The organism is Blastococcus jejuensis (assembly GCF_039534705.1).
Taxonomy (GTDB): domain Bacteria; phylum Actinomycetota; class Actinomycetes; order Mycobacteriales; family Geodermatophilaceae; genus Blastococcus_B; species Blastococcus_B jejuensis.
On the sequence record NZ_BAAAVV010000010.1, the window covers coordinates 1 to 19,389 of the forward strand.

General features: G+C 73.3%; 18 protein-coding genes and 1 tRNA gene. 6 read left to right on the forward strand and 13 right to left on the reverse strand.

The window, feature by feature from the left end:
- The first annotated feature begins 285 nt into the window (after nt 1–285).
- The gene (locus ABD644_RS17575; protein WP_344690297.1) at nt 286–1,272 is read left to right on the forward strand and encodes an acyl-CoA desaturase; all 987 of its coding nucleotides are present in this window, start codon (nt 286–288) and stop codon (nt 1,270–1,272) included.
- A gap of 76 nt (nt 1,273–1,348) precedes the next feature.
- Nucleotides 1,349–1,978, forward strand: coding sequence for a TetR/AcrR family transcriptional regulator (locus tag ABD644_RS17580; RefSeq protein ID WP_344690298.1), 630 nt, complete (start codon nt 1,349–1,351; stop codon nt 1,976–1,978).
- Between the two features lie 10 nt (nt 1,979–1,988).
- Here the strand turns inward: ABD644_RS17580 and ABD644_RS17585 are convergent, their stop codons facing one another.
- The 8 genes from ABD644_RS17585 to ABD644_RS17620 form a co-directional block, all read right to left on the reverse strand.
- Nucleotides 1,989–2,918, reverse strand: coding sequence for a 4-(cytidine 5'-diphospho)-2-C-methyl-D-erythritol kinase (locus ABD644_RS17585; protein WP_344690299.1), 930 nt, complete (start codon nt 2,916–2,918; stop codon nt 1,989–1,991).
- The gene (gene rsmA / locus ABD644_RS17590; RefSeq protein ID WP_344690300.1) at nt 2,915–3,835 is read right to left on the reverse strand and encodes a 16S rRNA (adenine(1518)-N(6)/adenine(1519)-N(6))-dimethyltransferase RsmA; all 921 of its coding nucleotides are present in this window, start codon (nt 3,833–3,835) and stop codon (nt 2,915–2,917) included. The genes ABD644_RS17585 and rsmA overlap by 4 nt, the downstream gene beginning before the upstream one ends.
- Nucleotides 3,792–4,883: a resuscitation-promoting factor gene (locus ABD644_RS17595; RefSeq protein WP_344690301.1), complete on the reverse strand. Its 1,092-nt coding sequence runs from the start codon at nt 4,881–4,883 to the stop codon at nt 3,792–3,794. The genes rsmA and ABD644_RS17595 overlap by 44 nt, the downstream gene beginning before the upstream one ends.
- A gap of 328 nt (nt 4,884–5,211) precedes the next feature.
- A complete protein-coding gene (locus tag ABD644_RS17600; protein WP_344690303.1) occupies nt 5,212–6,051 on the reverse strand; it encodes a hypothetical protein in 840 nt (279 codons plus the stop codon).
- A 168-nt stretch (nt 6,052–6,219) separates the two neighbouring features.
- On the reverse strand, nt 6,220–7,110 hold the full coding sequence (locus ABD644_RS17605) for a TatD family hydrolase (RefSeq protein WP_344690304.1): 891 nt from the start codon (nt 7,108–7,110) through the stop codon (nt 6,220–6,222).
- Nucleotides 7,107–8,909, reverse strand: a complete 1,803-nt coding sequence (gene metG / locus ABD644_RS17610) for a methionine--tRNA ligase (RefSeq protein WP_344690305.1) — start codon at nt 8,907–8,909, stop codon at nt 7,107–7,109. Before metG ends, ABD644_RS17605 begins: the two co-directional genes overlap by 4 nt.
- 38 nt (nt 8,910–8,947) lie before the next feature.
- A complete protein-coding gene (locus tag ABD644_RS17615; RefSeq protein WP_344690306.1) occupies nt 8,948–9,622 on the reverse strand; it encodes a hypothetical protein in 675 nt (224 codons plus the stop codon).
- A gap of 69 nt (nt 9,623–9,691) precedes the next feature.
- On the reverse strand, nt 9,692–11,197 hold the full coding sequence (locus ABD644_RS17620; protein WP_344690307.1) for an amino acid permease: 1,506 nt from the start codon (nt 11,195–11,197) through the stop codon (nt 9,692–9,694).
- A gap of 118 nt (nt 11,198–11,315) precedes the next feature.
- Between ABD644_RS17620 and corA the strand changes: the two genes are divergently transcribed.
- Together corA and ABD644_RS17630 are read left to right on the forward strand one after the other, a co-directional pair.
- Complete coding sequence (gene corA / locus ABD644_RS17625; protein WP_344690308.1) at nt 11,316–12,437, forward strand: magnesium/cobalt transporter CorA; 1,122 nt, start codon at nt 11,316–11,318, stop codon at nt 12,435–12,437.
- A gap of 316 nt (nt 12,438–12,753) precedes the next feature.
- Nucleotides 12,754–13,536 (forward strand): DUF559 domain-containing protein, encoded by a 783-nt coding sequence (locus ABD644_RS17630; RefSeq protein WP_344690309.1) that lies wholly within the window; start codon nt 12,754–12,756, stop codon nt 13,534–13,536.
- A gap of 70 nt (nt 13,537–13,606) precedes the next feature.
- Here the strand turns inward: ABD644_RS17630 and rsmI are convergent, their stop codons facing one another.
- Nucleotides 13,607–14,446 carry a 16S rRNA (cytidine(1402)-2'-O)-methyltransferase gene (rsmI, locus tag ABD644_RS17635; protein ID WP_344690310.1) on the reverse strand — a complete coding sequence of 280 codons (840 nt, stop codon included), beginning with the start codon at nt 14,444–14,446 and terminating at the stop codon, nt 13,607–13,609.
- Between the two features lie 52 nt (nt 14,447–14,498).
- On the opposite strand from rsmI, the gene ABD644_RS17640 reads away from it, so the two are divergent.
- Both ABD644_RS17640 and ABD644_RS17645 read left to right on the forward strand, forming a co-directional pair.
- The gene (locus ABD644_RS17640; RefSeq protein WP_344690311.1) at nt 14,499–16,034 is read left to right on the forward strand and encodes a dolichyl-phosphate-mannose--protein mannosyltransferase; all 1,536 of its coding nucleotides are present in this window, start codon (nt 14,499–14,501) and stop codon (nt 16,032–16,034) included.
- A 49-nt stretch (nt 16,035–16,083) separates the two neighbouring features.
- Nucleotides 16,084–16,878, forward strand: a complete 795-nt coding sequence (locus ABD644_RS17645) for an enoyl-CoA hydratase/isomerase family protein (protein WP_344690312.1) — start codon at nt 16,084–16,086, stop codon at nt 16,876–16,878.
- On the opposite strand, the gene ABD644_RS17650 is transcribed toward ABD644_RS17645, so the two are convergent.
- The 4 genes from ABD644_RS17650 to ABD644_RS17665 form a co-directional block, all read right to left on the reverse strand.
- The gene (locus ABD644_RS17650; protein WP_344690313.1) at nt 16,875–17,102 is read right to left on the reverse strand and encodes a hypothetical protein; all 228 of its coding nucleotides are present in this window, start codon (nt 17,100–17,102) and stop codon (nt 16,875–16,877) included. The two genes, ABD644_RS17645 and ABD644_RS17650, sit on opposite strands and share 4 nt — an antisense overlap.
- A complete protein-coding gene (locus ABD644_RS17655; protein ID WP_344690314.1) occupies nt 17,099–18,370 on the reverse strand; it encodes a 3-deoxy-7-phosphoheptulonate synthase in 1,272 nt (423 codons plus the stop codon). The genes ABD644_RS17650 and ABD644_RS17655 overlap by 4 nt, the downstream gene beginning before the upstream one ends.
- Before the next feature lie 140 nt (nt 18,371–18,510).
- A tRNA-Ala gene (locus ABD644_RS17660) sits at nt 18,511–18,587 on the reverse strand.
- Between the two features lie 72 nt (nt 18,588–18,659).
- Nucleotides 18,660–19,346: a hypothetical protein gene (locus ABD644_RS17665; RefSeq protein WP_344690315.1), complete on the reverse strand. Its 687-nt coding sequence runs from the start codon at nt 19,344–19,346 to the stop codon at nt 18,660–18,662.
- Nucleotides 19,347–19,389: the final 43 nt, after the last annotated feature.

Below are 19,389 nucleotides of genomic sequence, written 5' to 3' on the forward strand. Positions count from 1 at the left end.
CCCAACCGGCGGGGACACGATCTAGGCCTGGGCCTCAACGATCGGACCTGGGTCGGGCAGTGTTCACCCACCGGCGGCTCGGACACCCGATCATCTCCAGAACCGACCGAGTGCGGCCCCATTAGGGCCGGGCCGCCCGCGGAGCACGTCCCGGCACCCGTCCGGTGGGCACCTGGAGTCGCCGCCGTCCCTACGCTGACGTAGGTTACGGACACGTAGCCTCGGCCACGGGCGCCTGTACGACAGTGCCGCCGGCCGCTTCACTCTCCCCGCCCCGGAGGCCTCTTGTCCGCGCCTGCTCTCACCCGGCCCACCGCTCCGCCCCGCCCCGCGGAACCGCACGCCGGCCTTCCCGCCAATGCCATCGGCAGGCGCAAGAGCACCCTCGAGATCGTCACGCTGTACACGTTCGTGGTCGTGCCGTTCGTCGCCCTCGCCGCCGTCGTCCCGGCCGTCTGGGGCTGGGGGCTGTCGTGGCTCGACGTCGGGCTGGCCGTCGGCTTCTACTTCTTCAGCCTGCTCGGCGTCACGGTGGGCTACCACCGGTACTTCACGCACGGCTCGTTCAAGGCGGCCCGGCCGCTGCGGCTCGGGCTCGCCGTCGCCGGGTCGATGGCGGTCCAGGGGCCGGTCGTGCAGTGGGTGGCCGACCACCGCCGGCACCACGCCTTCTCCGACCGCGAGGGCGACCCGCACTCGCCCTGGCGCTACGGCACCGACGCGCGAGCGCTGGTCAAGGGCATGTTTCACGCCCACCTGGGCTGGCTGTTCGAGCGGCGGAAGACCAGCCAGGAGCGCTACGCGCCCGACCTGCTGAAGGACGCCGGGCTGGTCGGCATCGGCCGGACGTTCGTGGTGTGGGCGGCGCTGAGCGTCTTCCTCCCGGCGGTCATCGGTGGGCTGGTCACGCAGAGCTGGGCCGGCGCCTGGACGGCGTTCTTCTGGGCCGGGCTGGTGCGCATCGGCCTGCTGCACCACGTGACCTGGTCGATCAACTCGGTCTGCCACGTCGTGGGCAACCGGCCGTTCGCCTCCCGGGACCGCGCCACCAACTTCTGGCCGCTGGCGATCCTCAGCGCCGGCGAGTCGTGGCACAACCTGCACCACGCCGACCCGACGTGCGCCCGCCACGGCGTGCTGCGCGGCCAGGTCGACATCAGCGCGCGCGTGATCTGGGCGTTCGAGAAGCTCGGCTGGGCCCGCAACGTCAAGTGGCCCGACCCGGTCCGGCTGGCCGCCAAGCGGCGCGAGCCGGCCACGGTAGCCGGCTGACGCAGGACCCCCTGACCTCCACCACTCGCACGCTCGCGGCGGGACCCTGCAGGGGACCGAGGGGAGGATGGCCGGCATGACCAGCAGCACGTCACGGCCCCGGGTGCGCATGACCGGCGCGCAGCGACGCCAGCAGCTGCTCGACGTGGGCCGCGAGCTGTTCGGCCAGAAGGGCTACGAGGCGGCCTCGATCGAGGAGATCGCCACCCGGGCCGACGTCAGCAAGCCGGTCGTCTACGAGCACTTCGGCGGCAAGGAGGGGCTGTACGCAGTCGTCGTCGACCGGGAGATGCAGCGCCTGCTCGACCGGTTCACCTCGGCGCTGTCCACCCCGGGGCACCCCCGCGAGCTGTTGGAGCGCGCGGCCCTGGTCCTGCTCGAGTACATCGAGGAGGACACCGAGGGCTTCCGGGTGCTCACGCGGGACTCCCCGCCGGTGACCAGCGGCGTCGGCACCTTCTCGTCGCTGATCGGCGAGGTCGCCCGCAAGGTCGAGCACATCCTGGCCGGCCAGTTCGACGAGCGCGGCTACGACCCACGGCTGGCCGAGCTCTACAGCCAGGCGCTGGTCGGCATGGTGGCCCTCGTCGGGCAGTGGTGGCTCGACAACCGGTCGCTGGGCAAGCAGGACGTGGCCGCGCACCTGGTCAACCTGGCCTACAACGGCCTGGCGCACCTCGACCCGCAGCCCGGCCTCACCGCCTGACGGTCCTCTCTCAGGTCACCAGACGCGCGCCCGGAACGGGCCCGTGCACGGCCCGGACGGTGCGGAACACGCCCGCGCCGGCGACCGCTGCCGCCAGCCGCAGGGCGCCCCGCTCGTCGTCGGCGAGGGCGGCGACGGTCGGCCCGGACCCGCTGACGAGGGCGGCGGCGGCCCCGGCGTCGCTGACCGCACGCAACGCCCGCCGCAGCGCCGGGCGCAGGGCCAGCGCAGGCGCCTGGAGGTCGTTCAGCAGTGCCGCGGCGAGCGCCTGGGGGGGCCCGCTGCGCAGCGCGGCGATCACCGGCTCGGCCGGGGCGAGCGTCTCGCCGTCCGGCACCTTCCCGTCGGCCCGCAGCCGGTCGAGCTCCGCGTAGACCGCCGGGGTGGACAGCCCCTCCCCCGCGATGCCGAGCACCCAGTCCCAGCGCCTGCGGGCCAGGACCGGGGAGAGCTGCTCGCCCCGCCCGGAGCCCAGCGCCACGCCCCCGTGGAGGCTGAACGGCACGTCGCTGCCCAGTTCCGCGGCCAGGCCGGCGAGGTCCTCCCGCCGGGCCCGGGTGCCCCAGAGCGCGTCGAGGGCCACGAGGGTGGCGGCCGCGTCGGCACTACCCCCGGCCAGACCCGCCGCGGCCGGGATGGTCTTGACGACGTCGAGCGCGGCGTCGGCCGGCACGCCCGCGTGCCGGGCCAGCAGCTCGGCCGCCCGCCAGACGAGGTTGCGGCTGTCGAGCGGGACGACGTCGGCCCCGGCCCCCGGGCCGGTGCCCTCACCCGACACCGTGAGCGACAGGCCGTCAGACGGCCGCGCGGTCACGGTGTCGAAGAGCGAGACCGCGAGGTACACGGTGCGCAGCTCGTGGAACCCGTCGGCCCGGAGGGGACCGACGGCCAGGTGCACGTTGACCTTCGCCGGGGCCCGCGCGGTGACCGCGGAGGTCACGGCTGCTCCGGCTCGGTCGCGGCGAGGCGCGCGAAATCGGTGACCGACAGCTGCTCACCCCGCGTGGCGGGCTCGATGCCCGCGGCGCGCAGCCGGGTCTCGGCGGCGGCCGGACTCCCGGCCCACCGCGCCAGGGCCGCGCGCAGCCCCTTGCGGCGCATGCCGAAGGCGGCGTCGATCACGGCGAAGGTCGCGACCCGGTCGCCCGGGGGTGGCGGCCGCCGCACGAGGGCGACCAGGCCGGAGTCGACGTTCGGCTCGGGCCAGAACACCCGTCGTCCCACGGCTCCGGCCCGGCGCACCTCCCCGTACCAGGCCGCCTTCACCGACGGGACGCCGTAGGCGGCGCTCCCCGGCGCCGCAGCCAGCCGGTCGGCCACCTCGGCCTGCACCAGGATCAGGGCGCTGCGCAGGGTCGGGACGAGGTCCAGCAGGTGCAGCAGCACCGGGACGGCGACGTTGTACGGCAGGTTGGCCACCAGCGCCGTGGGCGCCGGGCCGGGCAGCTCGGTGACCCGGAGCGCGTCGGATTCGACGACGGTGAGCCGGTCGGCGAGATCGGGCCTCCGCTCGGCGACGGTCGTCGGGAGCAGCGCGGCCAGCCGCGGGTCGATCTCGACGGCGACGACGTGCGCGGCGGCGGGCAGCAGACCCAGGGTCAGCGATCCGAGACCGGGGCCGACCTCGAGCACCACGTCGTCGTCACGGAGATCGGCGGTCCGCACGATCCGACGGATCGTGTTCGCGTCGTGCAGGAAGTTCTGCCCGAGGGACTTCGTGGGTCGCAGCTCGAGCTGCTGGGCCAGCTCGCGGATGGCGGCGGGGCCCAGCAGCCCGTCGGACTGGTCCGGGGTGGCGGTCAGGAGGGACCGATCAGCTGAACAGGCGGGAGCCGCAGTGCGGCCACTGCCCGGCACCGGAGCGCTGGTAGAGCAGCTGCGCCCGGTAGGTCTGCTCGTCCGGCGACGCCTGGGACGGCAGCCCGGTGCCGCCCACGGACTGCCACGTGGCGACGGAGAACTGGTAGAGACCGTGGTACCTGCCGGACGGGTTCACCGCGTTGGGCCGGCCACCGGACTCGCACTGCGCCAGCGCCGCCCAGTTGAGACCGTCGGCGCTCGGGGAGTTGGCCGGGCGGGCCTTCGTGCCGACCGTGACCTGCTCGGCCACGGGCTGCCGGGTGACCTCCGTGCGCAGCTCCTCCCGGCCGGTCTCCACGCCGTCGGTGACCGTTACCCGGTAGGTGGTGATCTGCTCACCGGCCTGGCCGGGCTGGGTGATCGTCTCGTCGCCCTCGAAGGCGTTCGCGTCCGGGGTCTCCACCCGCTCGAACGGGATCGCGGAGGTGACGGGCACCTCGCTCACCTGCACCCGGAAGACCTGCAGCCGCATCCGGTCCAGCAGGGCCTGCTGCGGGTAGAGGCTGGTCCGGTCGGTCTCGCTCAGCGCGAGGCCCTGCTCGGCCAGCAGGTCGCCGGCGGTGGCGGCGGTCGTGGTGACCACGCGCTCCTGCCCGTCGGCGACGAGGGTGATGTTCTTGGGGGTCGTGATCGTCAGCGCCATGCCGTCCAGCGGCAGGCGGTCGCTGCGGCTGGCCGAGAGGACCAGACCCTCGGCCCGGTAGCCGAGCTGCTCGAGCGCCTCGTCGACCGAGAGCGCCGTCACGTACACCTCGCGGGAGACGCCGTCGACGGTGAGCTCCAGCTGGCGGGCCCGGTTCAGGATCACGGTGTCCCCGTCGGAGACCGACTGGTGCGCGGCCGGCAGGACGACGTCGTGCGCGGCGGGCTCGAGGCCCTCCTCCTCCAGCATCTCGCCCACCGTGTCGGCGTACGTGCCGATGCTGCGGCTCTGGCCGTCGACGGTGACCGTCACGGACTTCTGGGCGAGGAAGAACGCCAGGGTGCCGCCCACGAGTCCGAGCAGGACGAGGGCGAACAGGCTGAGCTGGAGGGAACGGCGCACGACACTTCCACAGGGTCACAGAACCCGGGCAGGAGTCCGCCGTCTCGGGCGGCAGCCGGCTCCGGAGCGCGAGCTCCCGAGTCGGCGGCACCGCCCGGGTCGGTCTCCACCCCGGCTGATCGGTCACGACACGATAACGAAGACGGTACGAGTGGCAATGCTGCACAGCCAGTCAAGCAGAGAACTGTGGGTGCTCTGCGTGGGCGCGCCGACACCGTGTGTGACACGCGAGCTCGAAGGTGCTGGTGGGGCGACGAGCTGCCGGGCGCCCGGCGGGTGACGAAGGCCACAGGGTGAACCGGGTGGATCCCGGGCAGGAGAGGCGGGTTCAGCCGGCCAGGGCGCGCTCGCTGGAGCGGACCGGCCGCAGCCACGGCAGCAGGAAACCGGCCACCGCGACACCGGCCGCCAGCGCGGAGAAGCCGCCCGCGACGAGGGCCACCGGCAGCAGGTCCACGTTCTCGGTCACGCGGTCGCCGAGGTCGATCCCGGCCACCAGCAGCAGCGTGCCCAGCGGCAGCATCGCCAGCACGCTGGCGGCGGCGGCGACCAGGTGCGCGGTCCACGTCCGCAGCGCCTCGTCCACCGGCACGTCGGCGCCCGCGGCCGGCAGCGGCCGCAGCAACGACCGCAGCAGCGCGAGCTCGGCCAGGAGCCAGGCGCCCAGCGGGATGACGACCGCGACCCAGCCGACGGCGTCGGGCAGGTCCCCGCCGGACCACAGGACGCCGGCCGCCACCAGCTCGGCCACGGCGACCACCCGCATCGTCCACACCAACCAGCCCGAGATCAGCTCGGTCTGCCGCGGCCGGCGCACCGGCGTGGCCGTGACCCAGCGGGGGCGGGGGCGGGTGGCCTCGGCGAGCAGCACACCGGCGAGCAGGCCGATCCCCAGGGCCGGGACCCAGAGGAAGACCGATGCCTCGGCGAACATGAGGACGCTGCCGACCACACCGGCCAACCCCAGGAGGAAGCCGAGCCGCCGGATCCGCCGGCCGTGCTGAGCCTGGCGACGCAGGGTCTCCGTGCCCTCGGGGGTGGGCTCGGCCAGCTCGACGGCCCCACCCGCGACAGCGCGGCGGCCCGAAGCCAGCCACCACGCGCGCGCCAGGAGCACGCCGGGGACGAGGACGGCGATGAACAGGACGACAGCGATGAGGCGACCCACGGTGTTGATTGTCCCCCTCCGGGGGACACCGCGGCCAAATGCCGTTCCCCCCGTGCGCGGAGCCCTTCTCGTCCCACCTCGGGGGACCCTTCGGGCCCCGCTCCGCGTGACCGCTTCGCGGAGTTCAGGCCACCCCTCGGGGACCCTTCGGGTCCCGCTCGGCGCGGCCTATTCCTCCCACTTGCCGAAGACGCGTTCCGCGGTCGTGGTCAGGGCGGTGCAGAACTCGGCCAGGTCCAGGGTCTTCAGGTCGGCGAGGGCGCGGACGGTGTGCGGGACCAGGCGGGAGGCGTTCGGGCGGCCGCGGTGCGGCATGGGGGTGAGGAAGGGGGCGTCGGTCTCGACGAGCATCTGCTCCACCGGGGTGAGCGCCGCCGCCTCCCGCAGGGCACCGGCGTTGCCGAAGGTCACCGTGCCGGCGAAGGAGAGCGCGAAGCCCCGGTCGATGCACCGGCGGGCGAAGTCGGCGTCCCCGGAGAAGCAGTGGAAGACGGTGTGCTCGGGAGCGCCCTCGTCCTCGAGCACGCGCAGGATCTCCTCGTGCGCGTCCCGGTCGTGGATGACCAGCGCCACCCCACGGTCCTTCGCGATGCGGATGTGCGCCCGGAACGACGCCTCCTGGTCCGCCCAGCCCTCGGGGCCGGTGCGGTAGCGGTCCAGGCCGGTCTCCCCCACCGCCCGCACCCGCGGCAGCGCCGCGAGCCGGTCGATCTCGGCGAGGGCGTCGTCGGTCGCCTTCCCGGCCCCGGCCTCGTTCGGGTGCAGCGCGACGGCGGCGAGCACGTTCGGATGCCGGGTGGCCAGCGCCGCCGACCAGCGGGACGACGCGACGTCGACGCCCACCTGCACCAGCCGCGGGACGTTGACCGCGACCGCGGCGGCGATCTCGGCGTCGACGTCGTCGTCCGACGCCCATTCCCCGTGCTCGTCGCCGGCCGGCCGCTCCCCCAGGACGATGTCGAGGTGCGTGTGGCTGTCCAGCGCGGGAGCCGGCAGCGGCTCCGGCGACGGCGGCGGCTCGCCGCGCTTGTTCGCACGGGACGCGGCCGACCGGCTCACTCGGAGTCCCCGTCTTCCTCCAGCCGGCGCAGCTCCTCCTCGACGATCGACTCGTCGAGCTTCTTGAACACCGGGGTCGGCGCGGCCAGCGGGACCCCGGCCTCGATCGGCCGGGAGGCCCAGACCGCCTGGGCGGCGTCGTAGTCGCCGGTGATCACCGGGTAGGGCGAGCCGTCGTCGAGATCGGTGACCTCCTCGATCCGCGGCTCCGGCGACCACACGCCGGTGCCGCCGAGCAGCTCGTGCACCTTCTGCGCGGAGTGCGGCAGGAAGGGGCTGAGCAGCGCGTTGCAGTCGCTGACCGCCTGCAGCGCGGTGAACAGCACCGTGTCGCGGCGGGCGGGCTCCTCCTTGAGCTTCCAGGGCGCCTGGTCGGACAGGTACTTGTTGGCCTCGCCGACCACCCGCATCGCCTCGGACGCGGCGTGCCGCTGCCGGTTGCGCCCCAGCAGGTCGCCGACCGTGTCGAACGCCGACGACGTCGTGGCCAGCAGCGCGCGATCGGCCTCGGTCAGCTCGCCCGGCGTCGGGACGGCGCCGACGTTCTTGGCCGCCATCGAGACCGTGCGGTTGACCAGGTTGCCCCACCCGGCGACGAGCTCGTCGTTGTTCCGGCGCAGGAACTCCGCCCACGTGAAGTCGGTGTCCTGGTTCTCCGGCCCGGCCGCGGCGATGAAGTAGCGCAGCGCGTCGGCGTCGTACCGGGCCAGGAAGTCGCGCACGTAGATGACGACCTGGCGCGACGAGGAGAACTTGCGGCCCTCCATCGTGAGGAACTCGCTGGAGACGACCTCGGTGGGCAGGTTGAGCCGGCCGAGCGAGCCCGGCGTACCACCCTTGTCGCCCTCGCCGTTGTAGCCGAGCAGCTGGGCGGGCCAGATCTCGGAGTGGAAGACGATGTTGTCCTTGCCCATGAAGTAGTAGGCGTCGGAGTCCGGCGCCTGCCACCACTGCCGCCAGGCCTCGGGGTCGCCCGACCGCCGGGCCCACTCGATCGACGCCGACAGGTAGCCGACGACGGCGTCGAACCACACGTAGATGCGCTTGTCCGGCCGGTCGCGCCAGCCGTCGAGGGGCACCGGCACGCCCCAGTCGATGTCGCGGGTGTAGCTGCGCGGCTTGAGGTCGTCGAGCAGGTTGACGCTGAAGTTCAGAACGTTGGGCCGCCAGCTCTTGCGGGTGCCCAGCCAGTCGCCCAGTGCGCGGGTGAACGCCGGCAGGTCGAGGAAGTAGTGCTCCTCCTCGACGAACTTCGGCGTCTCGCCGTTGATCCGGCTGCGCGGGTTGATCAGGTCGATCGGGTCGAGCTGGTTGCCGCAGTTGTCGCACTGGTCGCCGCGGGCGCCGTCGAAGCCGCAGATGGGGCAGGTGCCCTCGATGTAGCGGTCGGGCAGGGTGCGGCCGGTCGACGGGCTGATCGCGCCGAGCGTCGTCTTCGGGAAGACGTACCCGTTCTTGAGCAGGCCGAGGAAGATCTCCTGGCTGACGGCGGCGTGGTTGGCCGTCGTCGTCCGGGTGAACAGGTCGTAGGTCATGCCGAGCCCGGCCAGGTCGCCGACGATGATCCGGTTGTTCCGGTCGGCGATCTCGCGCGGCGACACCCCCTCGGCGTCCGCCGCGACGGTGATCGGGGTCCCGTGCTCGTCGGTGCCGCTGACCATGAGGACCTTGTTGCCGGCCATCCGCTGGTAGCGGCTGAAGACGTCCGAGGGGACGCCGAAGCCGGAGACGTGTCCGATGTGCCGCGGGCCGTTGGCGTAGGGCCACGCGACGGCGGTCAGGATGTGCCGATCACTCACGGGTCAACAGTACGGAGGACCGTCCAGTCGGTTCGGGCTCAGGGCTGGTAGACGACGCTCGACACGGTGCCCTCGAGGTCCGCGCCGCCCTCGGCGACCGGTGCGAGCACGGTCAGGGCGACCAGTCCGGCGCCGATGACGCCGAGGGTCAGCGTCGCCAGCAGCCGGTGCGCGGCGACCGGGTCGGGCCGGGCCTCGCGGGCGCGGGGCCCCTGGGCCACCCACTGCTGGGCGGTGGGGGCGCCGACGAGGAGCAGCTTGCCGACCGGCACCGCCAAGGCCAGGGCCACCACGGCGGGCAGCGGCAGGCCGAACGGGGCGGCGGCGAAGACGGGGGTGGCGACGGCGACGACCGAGAGCAGGCCGACCAGCGCGGTCTCGCCCAGGGCGACACCGACGTAGGTGCGGCGGCCGGTGGCGTCGATCAGGGCGGCACCGCTGCCGGCGCACAGGACGATCCAGCCGGCCAGCACGACCAGCCCGACGGCGACGACCACGCCGGTGGGACGCAGCGGGGAGGACAGGACGCCGTCCAGGCCGGTGAGCGCGGCGGCGAGCAGGCCGACGCCCTCGGCGATGGCGATCAGTCCGGCGGCCAGCGCGGAGAGCGGCACCCGGCGGAGGGCGGCCGGCTCGGCGACGGTCCGGGACGACGGCGCGGCGGCGCGCGGCGACACGAAGGTGTCGCGGACATCGAGGACGCTGATCGCCATGCAGGTCAGCTCGGCGCGTGCGCGCCCCAGCTGTAGACCCGGACGCGGGATCTCACCCCCTTGGGTGAGTCACCCCCGGCGCGCGGCGTTGGCGGCCGCGGCGTCCTCCCGGTCGCCCGGCGTGGTGAACCGGCTCCTGCGGCGCCCGTAGGAGAAGTAGAGGACGACGCCGAGGAGCATCCAGACGGCGAACCGCAGCCACGTCTCGGCGGGCAGGTTGAGCATCAGGTAGAAGCAGGCCAGCGCCGAGACGACGGGGAGCAGCGGCACCCACGGCACTCGGAAGGATCGCGGCAGGTCGGGCCGGGTCCGCCGCAGGATGATGACCGCCAGCGACACCAGCACGAACGCGAACAGCGTGCCGATGTTGACCAGCTCCGCCAGCGTGCTCAGCGGCACGAAGCCGGCCAGCAGCGCGACGACGCCGCCGGTGATCAGCGTGATCGCGTAGGGCGTGCCGTACCTGGGGTGCACCTTCGCCAGCGATGGCGGGAGCAGCCGGTCGCGGCTCATGGCGAACAGCACCCGCGACTGCCCGAGCAGCAGGATCATCACCACGCTGGTCAGCCCGGCCAGGGCGCCGACCGAGATGGCGCCCGACAGGAACGGCAGGCCCACGCTGCGGAAGGCGTCGGCCAGCGGCGCCTCGGAGGACAGCTCGGTGTAGCGCTGCATGCCCACGACGACCAGCGAGACGGCGACGTAGAGGGCGGTGCAGACAGCCAGGGACCCGATGATGCCGCGGGGCATGTCGCGCGCGGGGTTCTTGGTCTCCTCCGCCGCCGTCGCCACGATGTCGAACCCGATGAACGCGAAGAAGACGATCGCCGCCCCGGCGAGGATGCCGCCGACCCCGAACGTGCTCGGGGTGAACCCGAACAGGGTCTGGATGAGCGGCGCCGTCCAGCCGCTGGCCGACTCACCCGCCTCGGACGGTGGCACGAAGGGCGTGTAGTTCGCGGCCTTCACGTAGAAGACGCCGACGACGATCACCAGGAGCACGATCGCGACCTTGATCGCCACGATCACCGACGTCACTCGCGACGACAGCTTGATCCCGAGGATCAGCACGCCGGTCATCAGCAGGGCGATGAGGATCGCCGGGATGTTGACCGTCGCCTCCTCGCCGGCGATCGAGGTGGGCAGCGGGATGCCCAGGTCGCCGAGCAGCTGGTTGAGATAGCCCGACCAGCCGACGGAGACGGTCGCGGCCCCGAGGGCCAGTTCGAGGACGAGGTCCCAGCCGATGATCCAGGCGACGAACTCCCCGAGCGTGGCGTAGGAGAACGTGTACGCCGAGCCCGCGACCGGCACGGTCGAGGCGAACTCCGCGTAGCAGAGCGCGGCGAGACCGCACACCACCCCGGCGATCACGAACGAGATGGCGACGGCCGGGCCGGCGGTGGTCTTCGCGACCTCGCCGGTCAGCACGAAGATGCCGGTACCGATGATCACGCCGACGCCGAAGACGGTCAGGTCGAGCGCGGACAGGTGCTTCTTGAGCCGGTGCTCGGGGTGGTCGGTGTCCTTGATCGAGTCCTCGACGGACTTCACCCGGCGGGTGCCAGCGGTCACGGCGTCCTCCTCGGCACGGCCCGGCTCGGCATCGTCCCGGCGAGCGTGACACGGGCGCGACTCCCCCGCATGCCTACGCTGCAGACGCCCGGGAGCCGGGCACGAGGGAGGCGGAACCATGACCAGCGACACGTCGTCGTCCGTGCCACGCCCTCTGGGGACCAGCGGCCGGGACGACGGTCGCACCCCGGTGCTGCGTCCCCGGCCCGCCGGCGCCGCGCGGCCCGGCTCGGGCCGCCGCCCGGACGCGGACCTGGTGGTCGACTGCGCGGTCTACGTCGACGGGCGGCGGATCGATCCGACCGACCCGCACGACGCGCTGCGGGAGGCCACCGAGCGCGACGGCTTCGTGTGGCTGGGCCTCTACGAGCCCTCGGAGGGGGAACTCGCGGGGATCGCCGGCCGCTACGGCCTGCACCCGCTGGCGGTCGAGGATGCCGTCTACGCCCATCAGCGGCCCAAGCTCGAGCAGTACGACGACGGCATCTTCATGGTGCTCAAGACCGCCACCTACGTGGCCCACGAGCAGCTGACCGCGACCAGCGAGGTGGTCGACACCGGGGAGATCATGGTCTTCCTGGGCGCGAACTACGTGATCACCGTCCGGCACGGCCACCACGGCGGGCTGACCGCGCTGCGGCGCAGCCTCGAACAGCAGCGCGAGCTGCTGTGCCTGGGCCCCTCCGCGGTGCTCTACGCCATCGCCGACCACGTCGTCGACGACTTCGTCGACGTGGCGGCCGCGGTCGAGGACGACGTCGACGAGCTCGAGGCGTCGGTGTTCAGCGACCGGCGCGCCGACGACATCGGCCGCCTCTACCAGCTCAAGCGGGAACTCATGTCGCTGCGGCGGGCCGTCTCACCGCTGGAGAACCCGCTGCAGAAGCTGGCCAACCGGCAGGTCGACGTCGTCCCGGACGCGATGCGCTCGTACTTCCGCGACGTCGAGGACCACGCGATCCGGGTGCGGGACCAGGTGGGCTCGCTCGACGAGCTGCTCACCTCGATCCTTCAGGCCTCGCTCGCCCGCACCTCCCAGGCCGACAACGAGGACATGCGCAAGATCTCGGCGTGGGCCGGCATCATCGCCGTCCCCACCGCGATCGCGGGCATCTACGGCATGAACTTCAGCTACATGCCGGAGCTCGACTGGCGCTGGGGCTATCCGATGGTGCTGCTGCTCATCCTCACCGCCTGCGTCCTGCTCTACCGCGGCTTCAAGCGCAACGGCTGGCTGTAAGCCGGCTGTCCGCTGCCTGCCCCGGGCAATGGAAGCTTTTCCTGCGTTCTGGGCTCCAGGACGCAGGCAAAGCTTCCTTTGCCTGGTGAGGTGCCCGGCCCGGACGACCGACCCGCTATCCACAGGTTGTCGTCGCGGTCTCCACGCAGGCGGTGCGACACGACACCCTGCCGTCGTGGATTGGCGACAAGTGATATGCGAGACCGTTCTGGAGCACGGTGGGCTGGCCACTCGGCAGCAACTCCTCCGTAGCGTGCCGCGTGCCGTTCTCGACGGTCACATTGGCCGGAGGCAGCTCGTCCGCGTCTTCCCGCACGTGTACCGGCTGAAGGGACCGGACGACGGCGGCCTAACGACGCTGCGCGCTGCGCTCCTGCACGCCGGGCCTCAGGCGGCCCTCAGCCATCTGACTGCTCTCGCGGTGTGGGGGGAACGGCGCCTGGAACATCCTCTCCACCTCACGGTGGAGGAGAGCCTGCGCCGCGCCGGCGCTCCGGGGCTGATCGTGCATCGCAGGAAGCGGTTCGACCCGGACTCCGACCAGTGCGTCATACGCCACGGACTGCGGATCACGACGCTGCCACGCACGGTCATCGACTCCTGGCCGCTGCTGCCACCCGATGAACGCCGTCCCCTCACCCTCGACCTCGCTCGCCGCGGGCGGGTTACCGCCGACCTCCTCGACGAAGCTCTCGCCGAGCGCCCGAACATCGCCGGCCGGCGCCTGCTCCGTCAGACGATCGAACTCATCGCCGACGGCTGCCAGAGCGAACTCGAGGCTCACGGCGTCCTGAACGTCTTCCGGCACCGCTCGTTGCCCCGAAGCGTGGGGCAGTACCGGATCGAGCTGCCCAGCGGCCGCATCTCCCTTGACCGAGCATGGCCCGAGGTCAAGGTGGCGGTCGAACTCGACGGGGCTCGGTATCACACCTCCCCGGAGGACCGGCGGCGAGATCTGGCGCGCGACACTGCGCTCGCGGCACTCGGTTGGGTCGTGCTGAGGTTCACCTTCGCCGAGGTGCTCCGCGATCCCGAGGGCGTGCGCCGCAAGGTCCTTGAGGTGTACCGCACGCGGCTCGCCCAGCTCCGCGTCGGCTGAGCCTGCTGCAAAGGAAGCTTTGCCTGCTTCTCGAGCGCCAAGACGCAGGTAAAGCTTCCATTGCCCGAGGTCAGGTGGGCTTGTTGGCGACGACGGCGTCGTAGACGGTGCGGCGGGGCAGCCCGGTACGGACGACGACGGTGCGGATGGCGTCCTTGCGCGTGGCGCCCGCGGCCTCCTCCTCGGCCACCGCGGCGGCCAGTTCGGCCGGCCCCATCGACACCGCGACGTCCGGCGCCCCCGCCACGACCAGCGTGATCTCGCCCTTCACCCCGTCCGCCGCCCAGGCGGCGAGCGACGCCAGGCCGCCCCGGCGGACCTCCTCGTAGGTCTTGGTCAGCTCGCGGCAGACGGCGGCCTCGCGCGCGTCGCCGAACGCGGCCGCCGCGTCGGTGAGCGCGTCGGCCAGCCGGTGCGGGGACTCGAAGAACACCATCGTGCGGCGCTCGTCGGCCAGGGACGCCAGCCTGGACCGTCGCTCGCCCTGCTTGCGCGGCAGGAAGCCCTCGAAGCAGAACCGGTCGACCGGCAGCCCCGACACGGCCAGCGCCGTCGTCACCGCCGACGGTCCGGGCACGGAGGTCACCGGGATGCCGGCGTCGATCGCGGCGCGCACCAGCGTGTAGCCCGGGTCGGACACCGAGGGCATGCCGGCGTCGGTGAGCAGCAGCACCGTCGCGCCGTCGGCCATCGCGGCGACCAGCCCGGGCAACCGCGCCTGCTCCACCGACTCGTGGAAGGTCACGACCCGGCCGGTGAACGTCACCCCGAGGTCGGTGGCCAGGCGGTGCAGGCGGCGGGTGTCCTCGACGGCCAGGACGTCGGCCGAGGCCATCACCTCGCGCAGCCGCGGGCCCACGTCGCCGGGCTGCCCGAGGGGCGCGCCACCGAGCACCAGCCGTCCCGTCACGCCGCGAGCCTGTCACGGCCGGGCCGGGGACCGGCCCACATACCCTGGCGGCATGGCGGTGCTGGCCCCGGAACGCGCGGAGGAGGAGGACCCGACGTCGTCGGCTCCCCTGCGCTGGGTGCGCCGCTGGCCGCCGCCGCGCCCGCTGCGCGACCGCACACCGCCGCTGCCCGACGACCGGCGGCTCGCGTGGACCCTCACCGCCGTCCTGGGGCTGGCCACGTTCGTCAGCCGGCTGTGGAACATCACCTACCCGCGCGACCTGCTCTTCGACGAGGCCTACTACCCGCCCGAGGCGCGCGAGCTGCTGACCTGGGGTTTCGAGTACAACCGCGGCTACTCGTTCATCGTCCACCCGCCGCTGGGCAAGTGGTTCATCGCGCTGGGCGAGCAGGTCTTCGGGTACACGAGCCTGGGCTGGCGCATCCCGTCGGCGATCGCCGGAACGGTCGTCGTCGTCGTGCTCGTCCGGCTGACCCGGCGGCTGACCGGCTCCACGCTGCTCGGCCTGATCGCCGGCCTGCTGATGGCCCTCGACGGGTTCGCGTTCACCCTGGCGCGGATCGGCCTGCTCGACGTGTTCCTGCAGGCCCTCGTCGTCTCCGCCGTGGCCTGCCTGGTGGTCGACCGCGACCGGGTGCGGGCGCGGGTGCGCGAGGGCGCCGACCGGATGACCGGCAGCGGGTTCCGGCTCGGCCCCCGCGGCTGGCGGATCGCGGCCGGGGTGCTGTTCGGCGCCGCCTGCGCGGTGAAGTGGAGCGGCGTCTGGTTCCTCGCGTTCTTCGCCGTCCTGTCGCTGTTCTGGGACCGCGCCGCCTGGCGCGAGGCGGGCGTCCGGCGGCCGACCCGCACGGTGCTGCGGCGCGGGCTGCCCGGTGCGCTCTGGGCGCTGGCGGTCGTGCCCGTGCTGACCTACCTGGCCTCGTTCACCGGCTGGTTCCTGGGCGAGACCTCGCAGGGCAAGGCCTGGGCGCAGCAGAACCCCGACACGGCCTACCCGTGGATCCCCGACGCGCTGCGCTCGCTGTGGCACGAGCACGCCCAGTGGCTGAGCTTCCACAGCGGGCTGTCGACGCCGCACCCGTGGGAGTCGGGCCCGTGGTCGTGGCTGGTCAACGGCCGGCCGATCCTGCTGTGGAACCCGCAGGGCCTCGCCGACCCCTCCGGCGAGCAGATCGTCCGCTACATCCTGATGGTCGGGACGCCGACGCTCTGGTTCGCCTTCGCCCCCGCGATGCTCTGGCTGGTCTGGCGGATCGTCGCCCGGCGCGACCCCGCGGCGATCACGGTGGCGGTCGGCATCGCGGCGGGCTGGCTGACCTGGTTCATCAACCTCGAGCGCACGATGTTCATCTTCTACATGGCGCCGGTGCTGCCGTTCTTCGTCCTGGCGGTCACCCTCGCGCTGCAGGACGTCATCGGCCGCCGGCCCGACGACCAGTGGCGCCGGCAGCTGGGGCTGGCACTGGTCTGCCTCTACCTCGCCCTGGTCGCGGCGACGTTCGTCTTCTTCTACCCGATCCTGGCCGGCGAGCCGCTGCTGCACTCGGAGTGGCTGCTGCGGATGTGGTTCCCCTCCTGGTTCTGAGCATCGGACGCGGACCTACGGTGACGGCACCGACGACGAGGGGACGACGATGACCGGCGCACAGGACCGCCCCCGGGTGCTCACCGAGACCGACGGCGAGGTCTGGCGGATCACGCTGGCCCGCCCCGAGGCCGGCAACGCCCTGGACCCGGCGACGGCCCGCCAGCTCGCGGCCGCCTTCCGCGAGCGGCCCGAGGCCACCCGCACCGTGCTGCTGCTGGGCAACGGCGAACGCTTCTGCGTGGGCGGTGACGTGCACACCTTCGCCGGTGCCGCCGACCCGGGCGCGTTCGTCGGGCAGCTCGCCCACGACTGGCACGAGGTCATCCGGCTCGTCCTGCAGTGCCCCGTGCCCGTGGTCGCCGGGGTGCAGGGCGCGGTCGCCGGGGCGGCGGTCGGGCTGGTCGGCGCCTGCGACCTCGTGGTCTGTGCCCGGTCGACGAAGATCCGGCCGGCCTACGGCGCGATCGGGCTCTCCCCCGACGGCGGCACCTCCTGGGCGCTGACCCGCGCGCTCGGCGCCCCCCGCGCGCTGGACCTGATGCTCACCAACGGCGTACTCACGGCCGCCGAGGCCCACCTGTTCGGCCTGGTCGGCCGGCTGGTCGAGGACGACGAGGTGCACGAGTCGGCCGTCGCGCTCGCGCACCAGGTGGCCGCCGGGCCGGTGCGGGCGATGGTGCGCACCCGCGCCCTGGTGCGGAAGGCGGCCACCCGCACCCTCGACGAGCAGCTCGACGACGAGGCCCGGCTGATCGCCGAGTCCGCCGCCGATCCCGAGGGCCGGGAGGGCGTGCGCGCGTTCGTCGAGAAGCGGACGCCGGACTTCCGCGGGGCGCGCTAGCTCTCCCGGCCCCGCCGGGCGAGGTACACCAGGCCGGCGGCGACGAACGCGACGGCGAGGGCGCCGCCCACCCACACGAGCACGGTGGCCACCGTGTCTGCGGCCGACCACGTCTCGCGCAGGCCGTCGGTGATGAACCACAGCGCGACGACGACCACCACCGCTCGACCGAGCCAGCGCAGCGGCCCGGCCAGCCGGTCGGGCGCCGGCTCGGCGGGGCTCATCGCCGTCCCCCGTCGGGGACGGCCACGGCGGCACCCGACGTGCGCCGCGCGCGTGCCGCCTCGGCGAGCTCGGCAAGCAGGGCCTCGGTGGTGTGCAGGTCGATGCAGGCGTCGGTCACGCTCCTCCCGTACTCCAGCGCGCCGGGATCCCGCTGGTCGAGGTCCTGCCGTCCGGCGACGAGATTGCTCTCCAGCATCACGCCCCGGATCGCCGACCCGCCGGCCGCGACCTGGCCGGCCAGGTCGTGCACGACCTCGATCTGCCGCAGGTGGTTCTTCTGGCTGTTGCCGTGCGAGGCGTCGACGACGACGACCCCGGGCAGGCCGCGGGCACGCAGGCGCTGCTCGGTGTCGGCGACGTGCGCCGCGGAGTAGTTCGGGCCGTCCTTGTCGCCGCGCAGGATGACGTGCGCGGTCTCGTTACCGGTCGTGGACAGCTGCGCGGTCATCCCGTGCCGGTCGACCCCGAGGAACTCGTGCGGCGCCCGGGCGGCGACGACGGCCTGGATAGCGGCCTCGATGCTGCCTTCGGGCGAGTTCTTGAAGCCCACGACCGACGAGAAGCCGGAGACCCGCTCGCGGGCGGTCTGGTCGGTGACGTTGCGCGCACCGACGCCGTTGTAGGTCACCAGCCCGTCGACGTACTGCGGGGTCAGGGCGTTCAGCGGCTCGGCGGCCACCGGCACACCCAGGGCCGTGATCCGCCCCATGAGCATCCGGGTGGCGATCAGGCCGACGCTGATGCGGGCGGAGCCGTCGAGGAAGGGGTCGTAGGCGAAGCCCTTCCAGTCGACCTCGGTGCGCGGCTTCTCGGTGTAGGTGCGCATGACGATCTCGAGGTCGGCGCCGTGCCGGTCGCGCATGCTCCGGAGGAAGGCCGCGTACTCCAGGGTCGCGGCCGGATCGTGGATCGAGCACGGTCCGGCGATGACGCCGAGCCGGCCGTCGGCGCCGCTGATGATGTCGGTCATGGCGCGGCGACCGGCCCGCGTGGTGGCTGCCGAGGCGGCCGTGAGCGGCAGGACGGTCGCGACCGCCTCGGGGGTGACGACGACGCTCAGGCCGGCGATCCGGGTGTTCACCAGGCCGGTCAGGTCGACCGCGTCGGCGTCCTCCTGACCGAGCTCGCGCCGGACGCCGGGCAGCAGGTCCGCCTGGGTCGCGTCGATCTGCCGGTTGACCCGCTCCTGGATCTCCAGCAGGAGATCGGCGATGCGCGAGGACACCTCCAGGATCCGGTCGGCCGGCACGTCCTCGGGGGATCCCATCGTGCGTACTCCTGGTCTCGCGGGGCCGGCTCGGGTGCCGCCCGGTGCGTCGATGGTGCACCCACCGCGGGCGCGTCCCGAGAAACAGGGAACGCCGCCGGGGCGGCAGGCCCCGACGGCGTCGGCTGGTGCGGTGAAGGTGGTGGAGCTGAGGGGAGTTGAACCCCTGACCCCCTCGATGCGAACGAGGTGCGCTACCGGACTGCGCCACAGCCCCTTCGACGGAGAGTTTACCGTCCGAGATCTCCGGCGCCACCACCGGGGCGGGCGGTGGCGCCGGAGAACGCGATTAGGCGTTGGCCACTCGGCGCGGCTGGTACTCGTCGATGTCGGCGAACCCGATGTCGTCGTCGTCCAGACCGACGACCGCGCTGTTCTGCCAGCCCGCCGGGGCCGGCGTCCGGGCCGCGACCACGCGACCCGGGCGCAGCGTGCGCACCGGGGCGAGCGGCACGCTCGGGTGCGGCAGGCGGGGCAGGTCGGCCTGCGCCACGGTCTCGTGCACGACCTCCTCGACCACGGAGCGCTGGACCGGCGCCGGGCGGGCCCGGAGCGCCTCGCGGGCCGCGGCACGGGCCGCGCGGCGGGCGGCGAGCCGCTCGCGGCGGGCCGCCTTCCGCAGGACCAGCACGTAGCCGACGACGGCGACGTCGAGGACGACCTGCGCCGTCCAGAGCCAGGGGCTGACGACGACCGCGCCGACGACGGCGAGGACCGCGAGCGCGGCGAGACCGCCGAGGGTGCGCCGCCGGAGGGCGTGCACGTCGACCTGCAGCTCACCACTGGTGCGCAGCAGGTCGCGGTCGATCGAGACGCGCTCGGTGTCGGCGTGGACCACGGGGTCCACCGTCCGGCGCCGCTGCAGCGTCCGACCCGAGTCGGCAAGTTCGGCCCGGCCTCCCTGCGTGTCGCCGCGGGTCACCACCATGGGCACCAGCACGACGAACCAGAGAACGACCAGAGCGGCCAAGAGCACGCCCGATCCCATTCGAACACCACCTGTCACATGAGTCACTCGC

Coding starts and splice junctions, on each gene's coding strand:
- ABD644_RS17580 (WP_344690298.1), top strand. CDS start 1,349: ATGACCAGCAGCACGTCACGGCCCCGGGTGCGCATGACCGGCGCGCAG.
- ABD644_RS17615 (WP_344690306.1), bottom strand. CDS start 9,622: ATGGCGATCAGCGTCCTCGATGTCCGCGACACCTTCGTGTCGCCGCGC.
- corA (WP_344690308.1), top strand. CDS start 11,316: ATGACCAGCGACACGTCGTCGTCCGTGCCACGCCCTCTGGGGACCAGC.
- ABD644_RS17640 (WP_344690311.1), top strand. CDS start 14,499: ATGGCGGTGCTGGCCCCGGAACGCGCGGAGGAGGAGGACCCGACGTCG.
- ABD644_RS17645 (WP_344690312.1), top strand. CDS start 16,084: ATGACCGGCGCACAGGACCGCCCCCGGGTGCTCACCGAGACCGACGGC.
- ABD644_RS17650 (WP_344690313.1), bottom strand. CDS start 17,102: ATGAGCCCCGCCGAGCCGGCGCCCGACCGGCTGGCCGGGCCGCTGCGC.
- ABD644_RS17655 (WP_344690314.1), bottom strand. CDS start 18,370: ATGGGATCCCCCGAGGACGTGCCGGCCGACCGGATCCTGGAGGTGTCC.